This is a genomic window from Pseudomonas rhizoryzae (genome assembly GCF_005250615.1).
GTDB classification, from domain to species: Bacteria; Pseudomonadota; Gammaproteobacteria; order Pseudomonadales; family Pseudomonadaceae; genus Chryseomonas; species Chryseomonas rhizoryzae.
Genome location: NZ_SULM01000002.1, coordinates 139,155 through 152,357 on the forward strand (window position 1 = coordinate 139,155; position 13,203 = coordinate 152,357).

The 13,203-nt window shown below is 67.0% G+C and carries 12 protein-coding genes and 1 pseudogene; 9 read left to right on the top strand and 4 right to left on the bottom strand.

All coding sequences use genetic code 11. The features are described from left to right. The first annotated feature begins 3 nt into the window (after window positions 1-3). On the top strand, window positions 4-2,109 hold the full coding sequence (locus FAZ11_RS03155) for a TonB-dependent receptor (RefSeq protein WP_058773302.1): 2,106 nt from the start codon (window positions 4-6) through the stop codon (window positions 2,107-2,109). Between the two features lie 15 nt (window positions 2,110-2,124). Here FAZ11_RS03155 and FAZ11_RS03160 read toward each other — a convergent pair whose 3' ends face one another. From FAZ11_RS03160 to FAZ11_RS25310, 4 genes and pseudogenes are all read right to left on the bottom strand, one after another. Continuing rightward, window positions 2,125-3,396 (bottom strand): Y-family DNA polymerase, encoded by a 1,272-nt coding sequence (locus FAZ11_RS03160; protein ID WP_137279071.1) that lies wholly within the window; start codon window positions 3,394-3,396, stop codon window positions 2,125-2,127. After that, complete coding sequence (locus tag FAZ11_RS03165) at window positions 3,389-3,820, bottom strand: LexA family protein (protein WP_058768201.1); 432 nt, start codon at window positions 3,818-3,820, stop codon at window positions 3,389-3,391. Before FAZ11_RS03165 ends, FAZ11_RS03160 begins: the two co-directional genes overlap by 8 nt. Window positions 3,821-3,917: 97 nt before the next feature. Next, a complete protein-coding gene (locus tag FAZ11_RS25305; RefSeq protein ID WP_421958161.1) occupies window positions 3,918-4,787 on the bottom strand; it encodes a methyl-accepting chemotaxis protein in 870 nt (289 codons plus the stop codon). Between the two features lie 3 nt (window positions 4,788-4,790). After that, window positions 4,791-6,014: pseudogene (locus tag FAZ11_RS25310) on the bottom strand (methyl-accepting chemotaxis protein); the annotation flags it as partial. A 119-nt stretch (window positions 6,015-6,133) separates the two neighbouring features. On the opposite strand from FAZ11_RS25310, the gene FAZ11_RS03175 reads away from it, so the two are divergent. From FAZ11_RS03175 to FAZ11_RS03210, 8 genes are all read left to right on the top strand, one after another. Then, complete coding sequence (locus tag FAZ11_RS03175; protein ID WP_081320030.1) at window positions 6,134-7,597, top strand: N-acyl-D-amino-acid deacylase family protein; 1,464 nt, start codon at window positions 6,134-6,136, stop codon at window positions 7,595-7,597. A 267-nt stretch (window positions 7,598-7,864) separates the two neighbouring features. Beyond that, window positions 7,865-8,644, top strand: coding sequence for a transporter substrate-binding domain-containing protein (locus tag FAZ11_RS03180; RefSeq protein WP_240043544.1), 780 nt, complete (start codon window positions 7,865-7,867; stop codon window positions 8,642-8,644). Window positions 8,645-8,692: 48 nt separating this feature from the next. Next, complete coding sequence (locus tag FAZ11_RS03185) at window positions 8,693-9,355, top strand: amino acid ABC transporter permease (RefSeq protein ID WP_058773298.1); 663 nt, start codon at window positions 8,693-8,695, stop codon at window positions 9,353-9,355. Window positions 9,356-9,365: 10 nt separating this feature from the next. Continuing rightward, window positions 9,366-10,028, top strand: coding sequence for an amino acid ABC transporter permease (locus FAZ11_RS03190; RefSeq protein WP_058773297.1), 663 nt, complete (start codon window positions 9,366-9,368; stop codon window positions 10,026-10,028). Continuing rightward, entirely contained in the window at window positions 10,025-10,792 is a 768-nt protein-coding gene (locus tag FAZ11_RS03195; protein WP_058773296.1) for an amino acid ABC transporter ATP-binding protein, read from the top strand. The genes FAZ11_RS03190 and FAZ11_RS03195 overlap by 4 nt, the downstream gene beginning before the upstream one ends. Before the next feature lie 28 nt (window positions 10,793-10,820). Further along, a complete protein-coding gene (locus FAZ11_RS03200; protein WP_007161900.1) occupies window positions 10,821-11,207 on the top strand; it encodes a RidA family protein in 387 nt (128 codons plus the stop codon). Between the two features lie 14 nt (window positions 11,208-11,221). After that, entirely contained in the window at window positions 11,222-11,995 is a 774-nt protein-coding gene (locus FAZ11_RS03205; protein ID WP_058773295.1) for an IclR family transcriptional regulator, read from the top strand. Beyond that, window positions 11,992-13,200, top strand: a complete 1,209-nt coding sequence (locus tag FAZ11_RS03210; protein ID WP_058773294.1) for an amino acid deaminase — start codon at window positions 11,992-11,994, stop codon at window positions 13,198-13,200. The genes FAZ11_RS03205 and FAZ11_RS03210 overlap by 4 nt, the downstream gene beginning before the upstream one ends. Window positions 13,201-13,203: the final 3 nt, after the last annotated feature.

A 13,203-nucleotide genomic window follows, 5' to 3' on the forward strand; every position in this document is an offset into this window, starting at 1 on the left:
GTCATGCATCCCACTCGACTCGCTGTACTCATCGCCACCGCCCTGTTCGGCCCAGCCGTTTGGGCCACGGACGCCAGCACCGACGACGTTGTCGATCTGCAACCCACGGTGGTCTCGGCCACCCGCTCGGAAAGCACCATCGCCTCCATCCCCGGCTCGGTCCAGGTGATAGATTCCGCCCAGATCCGCGAGCAGACCGGCGCGGGTCGCCGCATCTCCGATATCCTCGGCGAATTGATCCCCGGCATGGCGCCGTCCAGCGGCGGCATGAGCAACTACGGCCAGACCCTGCGCGGACGCAATACCCTGGTGCTGATCGACGGGGTGTCGCAGAACGCCAGCCGCGACAACTTCCGTCAGCTCAACAGCCTCTCGCCGGATAGCATCGAGCGCATCGAGGTGATCTCCGGCGCCAGCAGCATCTATGGGGCGGGTGCCTCCGGCGGCATCATCAACATCATCACCAAGCGCAACCAGGGCCAGGCGCTGGCTTTCAGCAGCAAGCTGGGCCTCACCGCCGGCAAGGATTTCAACCACAAGGGCTTCGCCTACGAGGGCTTCCAGAGCGCCACCGGGCGCCAGGGGGCTTTCGACTGGTACCTGTCGGGCGCCTACACCCAGCGCAACGACCAATTCGACGCCCAGGGCCATCGCATTCCCCAGGACACCTCCCAGGGCAGCAACATGGACACCGACACCCATGATCTGCAGGGGCGCTTCGGCTATGCCCTGGACGAGGACCGCAAGCTGACCCTGGGTCTGCAGGATTACCGGGACCAGCAGGACACCGATTACACCAAGGACCCGCGCAATACGCGCGAGGCGGTGGCGGTCAAGGGACTACGGCTGGACGATCAGCCGGCAACCACCAACCAGGCGATCAACCTCAACTACAGCGATGCGGCCTTCTTCGGCCAGACGCTGAACGTCGAAAGCTACTGGCGCAAGGCCGATGCGCTGTTCTTCCCCGACATCTCCCGCGGTCGTGCCGGCTATTCGGCCACCGACAGCCGGCAGACCGTCTATGGCCTGCGCACCGCGGTCGATACGCCGCTGCCGCAGATCGGCCAGGCCACGGGAGACCTGGTCTGGGGCCTGGACTACAGTCATGAGCGCGCCGAGCAGACGGGTGACCAGTACGCGGTCAACGGCCTGAACTATCGCAAGACTGGCGTGACCTACGATCTCGGTCCGGAATTGCAGACCTCGACCAAGGCCTTGTTCGCCCAGACCGCCTGGGACATCGGCGACTGGACCCTTCGCGGCGGTATCCGGCATGAATGGATCGACAGCGAGGTGGCGGACAGCATCGCCTTCGGCGACATCGTCAGCACCGGGCGTGGCGGTGTCCTGCCGGGCGGCACGCTGAAGTACGCCGCCACGCTGTATAACCTCGGCGCGGTGTATCACCTGTCGGCGCACCAGGACCTGTTCGCCAATTTCAGCCAGGGCTTCTCGCTCCCGGACATCCAGCGCTTCCTGCGTGACGTCAGAAGCTCCTACGACATCCAGAATCTCAACGCCCAGGCCATCAAGGTCGACAGCTACGAGTTGGGCTGGCGTGGCAACTGGCACCCGATCCAGGCGCAGGTGACGGTCTACCAGAACACCTCGGACGTCACCCAGTTCTACGACGCCACCGATCGGGTGCTGCGGCTGATCGATCAGCGCGAGCGGGTACGCGGCCTGGAAAGCAGCCTGACCTGGAACCTCGACGACAACTGGTCGCTGGGCGGTACCTACGCCTGGTCCAAGGGTGAGACGCGCCAGGACGGCCAGTGGATCGACCTGCCCGCCACCCGCATCTCGCCGGCCAAGACCACACTGTTCCTCGGCTACACCCAGGACGCCTACAAACTACGACTGCAGGGCATGCGCCTGGCCAACTACGATGCCGCCTACCAGGACAACAACGGTCGGCGCATCGAGGGCTATACGCTGTTCGACCTGCTGGGTAGCGTCAAACTACCCAAGGGCCGGCTGGAAGGCGGGATCTACAACCTGACCAATCGCAGCTACCAGACGCTGCTGGCTCAGGCCAGCGGTCGGGCGCCCTATCCCGAGGGCCAGGGGCGTACCTTCAGTCTGGCCTATGCCATCGACTGGTAAAGGGCGCTCCCGCGCTCACCCCACCCGCCAAAGCTCATCCAGGCGGGTGGTGTAGCGCGGACTGAGCAGGTCGCGGCGCATCTGCCAGGCGGGATCGCGCGGGATGCGCGCCGGTCTCAGCGTTTCGCGGCCGAACTTGCCGTTGATGGCGTCCAGGGTTGCCATCAGCCGGGTCGCGGCGGGGTCCGGGGTGGCGGCGAAGAGGTCACCGGCCAGCGCCCCTCGCGGGCAGAGATCGAGCAGCAAGACTTCCGCCTTGGCGTAGCCGAAGCCGTCGCGAAAGATCTCGCGCAGGCCCGACTGGGCGTAGTCGTTGAGCACCCGGGTGTCGTCGCTGGGCGCGGGCAGATTGAGCAGGGCGGCATTGGCGTAACGCCCCTCGTCGGCGCCGTGCATGCCGGTCTGGATACTGACCCTCAGCGCCCGGCACAGCGAACCCTGGGCGCGCAGCTTTTCCGCGGCGCGGGCGGTGTAGCTGGCCACCGCCTCGGCCAGGGCGCCGAACTGGTATTGCCGTCGGCCGAACATGCGGCTGCTGCAGATCGTCTGCCGCGGCGCCTCCGTCTCTTCCAGACTCAGGCAGGCCAGCCCGCGCAGCTCCCGGGCCGTCTTTTCCAGCACCACGCTGTATCTCTGGCGCAGCGACCAGGCATCCTGCTGCGCCAGCGCCCAGGCGGTGGTCATCCCGTCCACCCGCAGCCGCGCCGCCAGGCGCCGGCCGACGCCCCAGACATCGTCCACCGGCGAATGCCGCAGCACCCAGTCCCGCACCGTCGGCTCGCGCAGATCGAGCACCCCGCCGGTCCGCTCGGGCCAGCGCTTGGCCGCGGCATTGGCGAGCTTGGCCAGGGTCTTGGTCCCGGCGATGCCGACACTGACCGGGATGCCCGTCCATTGCTGCACCCGTGCCCGCAGCCGCTGGCCGAGGGCGTCCAGGGGTTCGGGTAGGCCGCTCAGATCGGCGAACACCTCGTCGATGCTGTAGCGCTCCAGGCGCGGCACCAGGGTCGCCAGGGTGCGCATGACCCGGTCGCTGAGGTCGCCATAGAGGGCGTAGTTGGAGCTAAAGGCCGTCACCTGCCCCCGCTGCGCCAGCTCCCGTACCTGGAACCAGGGCGCGGCCATGGCGATGCCCAGGCGCTTGGCCTCGGGCGAACGGGCGATCACGCAACCGTCGTTGTTGGAGAGCACCACCACCGCCCGCTCGGCCAAATCCGGACGGAAGACCCGTTCGCAGCTGCAATAGAAGGAGTTGCAGTCGATCAGCGCCAGGATCGACTCAGCCATGGCCGAAGCGCCGCAGACTGTGGGTGGCCACGCCCCAGACCTCGAAGTCGTTACCCTCGCCGATGACCAGGGGCGCGTAAGCCGGGTTCTCCGCCAGCAGGACGAAATTCGCGCCACGCCGGCCCAGGCGCTTGAGGGTGGGCTCGCGGTCGCGCACCGCCACCACGATGTCGCCGACCCGCGCTGGCCGCGCCCGGTCGACGATGACCAGGTCACCGGGAAAGATGCCCACGCCGGTCATGCTGTCGCCACTGACCTGAATGACGTAGGTGTGGGGCGCGCGCAGGTCGACCAGTTCGTCCAGCGATACCTGGCGCTCCAGATGATCCTGGGCCGGCGAGGGGAAGCCACACGGCAGGCGGAAATCGTAGAGCGGCAACTGGATCGCCGAAGATTCCAGCGGACCCAGGACGGTAACGGACATGACAAGGCGCTCCTGCAAATAACTGTCTATATATACAGTTATCCACAGGAGCCAAGCCTGTAAAGCGCCGCTCGGGACCGGCCGATGAGTGGCGCGATCAGGCGCTGAAGCGGAAACGTGAAACGACGCTACGCAGCTCTTGGGACAGCCCCGCCAGTTGCTCCGCGGTAGCGGCGTCGGACTCGATCCCGCTCAGCACCTGCACGGTACTGGCGCGGATGCCTGTGGTGTTGCGGTTGATGTCTTCGGAGACCGCGGCCTGCTGTTCCGCCGCGCTGGCGATCTGGACGTTGACGTCGACGATGCGCTCCACGGCGGAGCCGATGCTGTTCAGACTGACGCTGGCCTGCTCGGCGGCCGCCACGCCATTCAGGGCATGACCGCGACTGGCCTGCATCTGGGCCACGGCATCGCCGGTCGCCGACTGCAGTTGCTCGATGATGCGGCGGATCTCCTCGGTGGAGGTCTGGGTACGCGAGGCCAGGGTGCGGACCTCGTCGGCTACCACGGCGAAGCCGCGCCCCTGCTCACCGGCCCGGGCGGCCTCGATGGCGGCGTTGAGCGCCAGCAGATTGGTCTGCTCGGCGATGGTACGAATCACCGCGATGACCCCACCAATGGCCTGGCTATGGCTTTCCAGGGCAGCGACCTTGTTGGCGCTCAGATCCACCTCGGCGGCCAGGGCCTCGATGGCCTGTTGCGTCTGTTGCATCACCCGGGTGCCTTCTCGCGTGGCCTGATCGGCCTGCTGGGCAGCCGCTACCGCGCCCTCAGTGTTGTTGGCGACGTCCGCCACACTGGCGGTCATCTCGGTGATGGCGGTGGCCACCTGATCGGTCTCGCCCTGTTGCGTCTGCATGGTAGAGCGTGCCTGACCGATGGAACTGGCCAGGTCACCGGAGGCCTGGGCGACCGCATCGGAGGCCTGATCGACCTCGCGCAGCGAGCGGCCGAAGGCTGCCAGCATGGCATCCAGGCTGCGGCCGATGTCGGCGATCTCGTCGCGACCGGGCAAGGCGGCCCGGCGACTCAGATCGCCCTGGGCGGCGGCAGCAGTCACGCCGACCAGCTCGGCGATCCCCAGGCGTAGCGCCTGGTAGATACCGGCGAAGGTATAGCTCAGCAGCAACAGAGCGGCCGCAATCATGCCCAGCACCAAATCGCGCACCAGGGTCTCATGGGCCAGGCGCTCGACCAGCAACTGGGAGAGCATGCCCTGGGCCTCTTCCTGCACCTTGTAGTAACGCGCGACCACGGCGTTGCCCTGGGTCCCCAGGGTCTTTCCGGAGACCGTGCCCTCACCCTTCATCACGGCCAGCATGCCCTGCCGGAAATTGCCATAGTCGTCCTGGGCCTGTCCTAGCGACGTCTTGAGCCGTTGGGCCAGCTCAGGCATCTGGCGTGCCAGCAGCCCCAGAGCTTGCTCCAATTCTTCGGCAGCCTGGCGTTCCTGGCGCATGACACTACGCGCCACGTTGAGACTGGCCGGATCGAAGCTATTGGTGGCGCTCAGCCCGGAGGCCAGGCCGCGTAGCTGACCGATGAGGTTGATCTCCCGCGGCAAGCGCAGCGAGGAGATATCGATGAGAAAGAGGCTGGCATAGTCGGAATCCAGTACCAGACCCGAGGTAGCCGAGACGTAATAGAAGAGGTTCAGGGTCTGCGTCAGTTGCTCGCTCCAGGCCTCGAACACCTCCAGGGGGGTTCCCGGTACGCCCTGCAACAGCCGCTCGGCGTTCTGCCGCAGTTGGGCGACGCGACTCCCGGTCTCCAGTTGGCCACCAAGTTCCCGATCCAGGCGGCCCAGCTCGTCATAGGCCCTGAGCAGGGCATCGCGGTTGTTCTGCCAATCCTGTTGGGCGGATGCATCCCCGTCCTGGAGGCGCTTGGTCAGCGCCCGCTGCAGCATGCTCAGGCGGGCGATCGGCGTCAGTTGCACTAGGTAGCGCTGCCCCTGAATTTCCAATTCCAGGCTGGCGCGTTGCTCCTGGATGTCCTGGTAGAGGTAGTAGCTGAGCAACAGCAAGGGGATCAGCACGATGGTCGCGAGACAGGCGAACTTGGCGGAAAACCTCAGACGATTCATTACGGCAACGACGGGGGTGAGAAGATTCATGGCAGACTCAAAAAGGGAAAGGCGTTGGAAGCCGTGTTTGGTCACGGTCTGGACGGGCGAATGGACAGATTTTTTCATAGATAGTGCACTGCCCGTATGCGCGATAACTAATTTGCATGGCTATTTGCCACCATACGGTCAAAAGTTGGCGCCAAACGGTTGGCTTGATGTGGTGCGAGGTAATGCGAGGTCCGCTCATGCATGACCTGCTCATTCGCGACGCCTTCGTTCTGGACGGTCGCAACCACGCCGGCCGGATGGCCGACCTGGCCGTCAAGGCGGGGCGTATCGTCGCCCTGGGCGAGCTTGCCGGTCAACTGGCGCAAGAGGTCCGTGACGGCCGCGGCCTGGTGCTGGCCCCCGGCTTCATCGATGTCCATACCCACGATGACACCATGGTCATCCGCCGCCCCGAGCAGTTGCCCAAGCTCAGCCAGGGGGTGACCACCGTGGTGGTCGGTAACTGCGGCATCAGCGCTGCCCCGGTGCGGCTGCGCGGTGAGCCGCCGGACCCCTTGAATTTGCTCGGCCCGGCGGCGGCCTTCGGCTATCCCACCTTTGCCGCCTATCGCGCGGCGGTGGAGCAGGCCCGCCCCGGGGTCAACGTCGCCGCCCTGGTTGGCCATACGGCGCTGCGCAGCAATCATCTGGACGATCTCCAGCGCGCCGCCACGCCAGCGGAGATCGCCGCCATGCGCGCTGAATTGCGCGACAGCCTTGCTGCCGGTGCCCTGGGGCTCTCCAGCGGCCTGGCCTATGCCTCCGCTGCCGCGGCTCCGACCAGCGAAGTGGCCCAACTGGCCGCCGAGCTCGATGCCGTGGGCGGACTTTATGCCACCCATCTGCGCAGCGAATTCGCCGCGGTGCACGAGGCGCTGGCCGAAGCCCTGGGCATCGGCCGCCAGGCCCGCGCCCCGGTGGTGGTCTCCCACCTCAAGTGCGCCGGGGTGGACAACTGGGGCCGCGCGCCGGAATTGCTCGGCGCCCTGGAGCAGGCCGCCAGCAGCCAGCCGGTCGGCTGCGACTGCTATCCCTATGCCGCCAGTTCCTCCACCTTGGATCTCAAGCAGGTCACCGACCGCCACCGCATCACCATCACCTGGTCCACCCCGCATCCCGAATGCGGCGGCCGCGATCTGGCCGCCATCGCCGCCGACTGGGGCCTGGACCTGCAGGCCACCGCCCGCCGCCTGCAGCCGGCCGGCGCCGTCTACTACGGCATGAGCGAAGCCGATGTGCGCCTCATCCTCGCTCATCCGCTGAGCATGATCGGCTCCGATGGCCTGCCCGAGGATCCCTTCCCTCATCCACGGCTCTGGGGCGCCTTCCCGCGGGTGCTCGGCCACTTCAGCCGCGACCTCGGCCTCTTCCCGCTGCACACCGCCGTGCACAAGATGACCGGCCTCTCCGCCGCCCGCTTCGGCTTGGCGGGTCGCGGCCTGATCGAGCCGGGCGCCCAGGCCGATCTGGTGCTGTTCGACCCCGCCCGCATCCGCGACGTGGCCGACTTCAGCGAGCCGCAACGGCCTGCCGAAGGTATCCACGCCATCTGGGTCAATGGCCGCCTGGCCTACGCCCCTGACCAGGCCATCGAAGCGCGCCATGGCCGTTTCCTGCCTCGCGCCGGCGATCTGCGGCTCGGCTTCCCACGCCCACGCTAAGCGCTACCGAGTAACGCCTCGCGCTGGTGCACATCCGTTACCTTCCGCCACCTCCCGGTGCCCTCTGGCGCACCGGGAGCACTCTCTGCTGCCTGTCACTCAAGCCAAGCCCTTGATTTGCAACGCCGGGCGAATAGCTGGCACAGTCGCTGCAATCTATTCCGTTGTTACGAACACACTTCCGCTATAACGGAAAAGGAGAAGGACGCGATGACAGGCAAGACGAAGGGGTGGAAAACGCTGGCGCTGCTGGTCGGCCTGGTCGCCATGACCGGCGCCCAGGCGGCCAAGCTGGATGACGTGCTCAAGCGCGGCCATCTGGTCGTGGGCACCGGCAGCACCAATGCGCCCTGGCACTTCCAGGGCGCCGACGGCAAGTTGCAGGGCTTCGATATCGATATCTCCAAGGTCATCGCCAAGGGCCTGTTCAACGATCCGGAAAAGGTCGAATTCGTCGTCCAGGGCTCGGATGCGCGCATCCCCAACCTGCTCACCGACAAGGTCGACATCAGCTGCCAGTTCATCACCGTGACCGCCAGCCGCGCCCAGCAGGTGGCCTTCACCCTGCCCTACTACCGCGAAGGCGTGGCCCTGCTCCTGCCGGCCAACAGCCGCTACCAGCAGATCGACGACCTCAAGGCGGCCAAGGGCGACCTGACGGTGGCCGTGCTGCAGAACGTCTATGCCGAGGAACTGGTGCACCAGGCGCTGCCCCAGGCCAAGGTCGACCAGTACGACAGCGTCGACCTGCTCTACCAGGCCCTCGGCACCGGTCGCGCCGACGCCGTGGCCACCGACCAGTCGTCGGTCAAGTACCTGATGACCCAGAATCCCGGCCGCTACCGCTCGCCCGACTACGCCTGGAGTCCCCAGACCTACGCCTGCGCGGTCAAGCGTGGCGACCAGGACTGGCTGAACTTCGTCAACACCGCTCTGCACGAGGCCATGACCGGCGTGGAATTCCCCACCTATCAGGCGTCCTTCAAGAAGTGGTTCGGCGTCGAGCTGCCCTCCCCGGCGATCGGCTTCCCCGTCGAGTTCAAGTGACCCTGGCCCCGGCGCGGCCCGTCCGCGCCCTCTAGGTGGATGCCGTACATGGACTACACCCTCAACTTCGCCCCTGTGTGGCAGAACCTGGACCATTTGCTGGCCGGGCTCGCCCTCGGCCTGCAGCTGGCACTGATCGGCATCGCCATCGGCTGCCTGATCGGCCTGGCCACCGCCTTCGCCCTGCTCTCGCCGGTGCGGGCGCTGCGCTGGCTGGCGGGGGGCTATGTCACCCTGGTGCGCAACACGCCGATCCTGGTGCTGATCCTGCTGCTGTACTTCGCCCTGCCCAGCGTCGGCATCCGCCTGGACAAGCTCAGTTCCTTTCTCATCACCCTGGCGCTCTATGCCGGGGCCTACCTGGCCGAGGTGTTCCGCGGTGGGCTCATGGCCATTCCCAAGGGCCAGCGCGAGGCGGGCCTGGCCATCGGCCTGCGCGAATGGCAGATCAAGGCCTACGTCATCATCCCGGTGATGCTGCGCAACGTGCTGCCGTCGCTTTCCAACAGCTTCATCTCGCTGTTCAAGGACACCTCCCTGGCGGCGGCCATCGCCGTGCCGGAGCTGACCTACCAGGCGCGCAAGATCAACCTGGAAAGCTACCGGGTCATCGAGACCTGGCTGGTGACCAGCGGCCTCTACATCCTCACCTGCTACGCCATCGCCCTGCTGCTGCGCCAGCTGGAGCGGCGGCTGAGCCTCGCCCGCTAGGAGCCCGATCGTGTACGAAGCCCCCTCCTGTTTCCTGGAATTGTGGAACGCCCGCCAGACCCTGGCCGCCGGGTTCGCCACCACCCTGGCCTGCTCCGTGCTGGCCGTGCTCGGCGGCACCCTGCTCGGCACCCTCGGCGGGCTGGCGCTGACCTACGGCCGCTGGCCGCTACGCCTGCCCTTTCGCGTCTATGCCGACCTGATCCGCGGCACCCCGGTGTTCGTGCTGGTGCTGGCCTGCTACTACATGGCACCGGCCCTGGGTCTCAAGCCCACGCCCTTCCAGGCTGGCACCGCGGCCCTGCTGCTGTTCTGCGGCTCCCACGTGGCGGAGATCGTCCGTGGCGCCCTGCAAGCCATCCCGCGCGGCCAGCACGAAGCGGCCAAGGCCATCGGCCTGACCTTCACCCAGAGTCTCAAGGAGGTGCTCCTGCCCCAGGCGCTGCGCCAGATCCTGCCGACCTGGGTCAACGCCTCCACCGAGATCGTCAAGGCCTCCACCCTGCTCTCGGTGATCGGCGTGGCCGAGTTGCTGCTGAGCAGCCAACAGGTCATCGCCCGCACCTTCATGACCCTGCAGTTCTATCTGTTCGCCGGCCTGCTGTTCTTTCTCATCAACTTCGCCATCGAGCGGCTCGGCCGCTACCTGGAAAAACGGGTGACCCTGCCATGACCGATCCGCTATTGAGCATCAACGGCCTGCACAAGAGCTTCGGCGCCACCGAGGTGCTCAAGGGCATCGACCTGACCCTCGACCGCGGTGACGTGGTCACCCTGATCGGCTCCAGCGGCTCGGGCAAGACCACCCTGTTGCGCTGCGTCAACCTGCTGGAAGACTTCCAGGGCGGCAGCATCCGCTTGGCCGGCGAGGCCATCGGCTATCGTGAGGACGGCGGTCGCCGCCAGCGCCTGCCGGAGCGCGAGATCGCCCGTCAGCGCTCGCTCACCGGCATGGCTTTCCAGCAGTTCAACCTCTTTCCCCACCTCACCGCCCTGGAAAACGTCACCCTCGGCCTGCGCAAGGTCAAGAAGATGGCCAAGGACGAAGCCATCGCCCTCGGCGAGCAGTGGCTGCGCCGGGTCGGCCTGATCGAGCGGCGCGACCATCATCCCGGCCAACTGTCCGGCGGCCAGCAGCAGCGGGTGGCCATCGCCCGCGCCATCGCCATGAATCCCAGCCTGATGCTGTTCGACGAACCCACCTCGGCGCTGGACCCGGAACTGGTTGGCGAGGTGCTGGCGGTGATCAAGGACCTCGCCCAGGACGGCATGACCATGCTGCTGGTGACCCACGAGATGAGATTCGCCTACGAGGTGTCCGATCGCATCGTCTTCATGAGCCAGGGCCGCATCGAGGAACAGGGCCCGCCGCGCGAGCTGTTCGAGCAGCCGAAATCCACCCGTCTCGCCGAATTCCTCGGCCGGACCTCCTTTTGAATCCCCCTCTCGTTACAGGAGCAACCCTATGAGCATCACCCGTTACGGCGCCGGCGAACGCGGCGCAGGTGGCCAACCCCTGCCCTTCGCCCGCGCGGTGGAAGCCGATGGCTGGCTGCACGTCTCCGGCCAGGTGGCCATGGAGAACGGCGAGATCATCGACGGCGGCATCGTCGCCCAGACCCACAAGACCATGCAGAATCTGATCGCCATCCTGCACGAAGCCGGCTACGGTCTGGAGCACGTGGTGCGCGCTGGCGTCTGGCTGGACGATCCGCGCGACTTCTGGAGCTTCAACAAGGTGTTCGCCGAGTACTTCGCCGGCCACGCCCCGGCGCGTGCCTGTGTGCAATCCTCCATGATGGTGGACTGCAAGGTCGAGATCGACTGCATCGCCTACAAACCCAAGGCCTGAGACAACCCACACAGATGACCGAACCTACCCGCCAACGAGCCCGCGGCCTGGACCGCGCCTTCGACATCCTCGATCACCTCAAGCGGGTGGGTCGGCCGCTGCGCCCCAACGAGATCGCCGCCGGCCTGGGTATTCCCAAGTCCACCGTCTACGACCTGGTCGGCCTCTTGCTGGAGCGGCACATGCTCGACGCCGTGGGCCGCGACGGCCAGGTCTACCTGGGGCGCGAGCTGTACTTTCTCGGCCAGGCGCACCTGCGCCACTTCGACCTGGCCCGCGAGGCCGGGCTGCTGCTGGACGACATCGTCGCCCAGACCCGCGAGACCGCCCAGCTGTGCCAGCTCAATGGCCGCAAGTACACCGTCTCGCTGATGAAGGAAGGCGCCCGCGCCTTTCGCATCTCGTCCAATGTCGGCGAGGACGCGCCCATTCCCTGGACCGCTTCCGGCCGGCTGCTGCTGGGTCACCTGAGCGACGCCGAGATCCTCGCCCTGATCGACGCGGATGACTTCATCCTGCCCGACGGCAGTCGCCTGCCACCCGAGGCCTTCATCGCCGAGATCCGTAGCGCCAGCGCCGCCGGCTTCTTTTCCTTCGATAGCATCGCCGACACCTACACCCACTGCTTCGCCGCCCCGGTGCTCGACGCCAGCGGCCTGTGCATCGCCACCCTGTGCATCGTGGCGCCCCGCGCCGATGCCCAGGCCCACCATGCCGAGTACCGCCAGGTGCTGGTCGACAGCGCCCGTCGCCTGTCCCAGCGCCTCGGCGGCCAGGAGAATTCATGACCATCCTCACCGCCCCCGAGAAAGGCGCCGCCAACCTGGGCGATAGCCTGCTCAATGACGTCGCCCTGCCTGCCCTGGTCGTCCACCAGCAGGCCCTCGACCACAACATCGCCTGGATGCAGGCCTTCACCGCTGACCGAGGCGCCGAACTGGCGCCCCATGGCAAGACCAGCATGGCGCCGGCGCTGTTCCAGCGGCAGCTCGCCGCCGGTGCCTGGGGCATGACCCTGGCCACCGCGGTGCAGACCCGCGCCGCTCAGGCCCAAGGCGTGCGCCGGGTGCTGATGGCCAACCAGTTGGTCGGCGCGCCGAACATGGCGCTGATCGCCGAGTTGCTCAGGGCCGACCCGGATTTCGACTTCCATTGCCTGGTGGACCACCCTGCCCAGGTCACCGCCCTGGGCGCCTTGTTCGGCGAACGCGGCCTGGCGCTGCAGGTGATGATCGAATACGGCGTGCCCGGTGGTCGCTGCGGTTGCCGCAGCGAATCCGAGGTAAGGGAACTGGCCAAGGCCATCGCCACCCAGCCCGCCCTGCGCCTGACCGGTATCGAGGGCTATGAGGGGGTCATCCATGGCGCCGAAGCCGCGACGGACATCCGCTCCTTCGCCGACTCCCTGGTACGCCTGGCCGAAGAACTGCGCGGCCAGGGCGCCTTTGCCCTGGAACGCCCCATCGTCACCGCTTCGGGTTCGGCCTGGTACGACCTGATTGCCGCCGCCTTCGATCGGCTGGAGGTGCGTGAGCGCTTTCTCGCCGTGCTGCGCCCCGGCAGCTACGTGGTGCACGACCACGGCATCTACCGCGACGCCCAGGGCGGCGTGCTGGCCCGCACCGGCCTGGCCGAGGGCCTGCGCCCAGCGCTGGAGGTCTGGGCACTTGTGCAGTCCCTGCCCGAACCCGGCTTCGCCATCCTCGCCCTGGGCAAGCGCGATGTCGCCCACGACGCCGGCCTGCCACTGCCGCTACGCCGCTACCAGCCAGGTCAAACCGCTGCCGAAGCCGTCGATGTCAGCGGCTGCACCGTCACCGCCATAATGGACCAGCACGCCTTCATGGTCGTCGCCCCGGGCACCGAGCTGGCCATCGGCGATATCGTCGCCCTGGGCACCTCGCACCCCTGCCTGACCTTCGACAAGTGGCGCCAGGGCTGCCTGGTGGATGAAGACCTGCGGGTGGTGGAGACCTTCGCGACCTGCTTCTAGGCT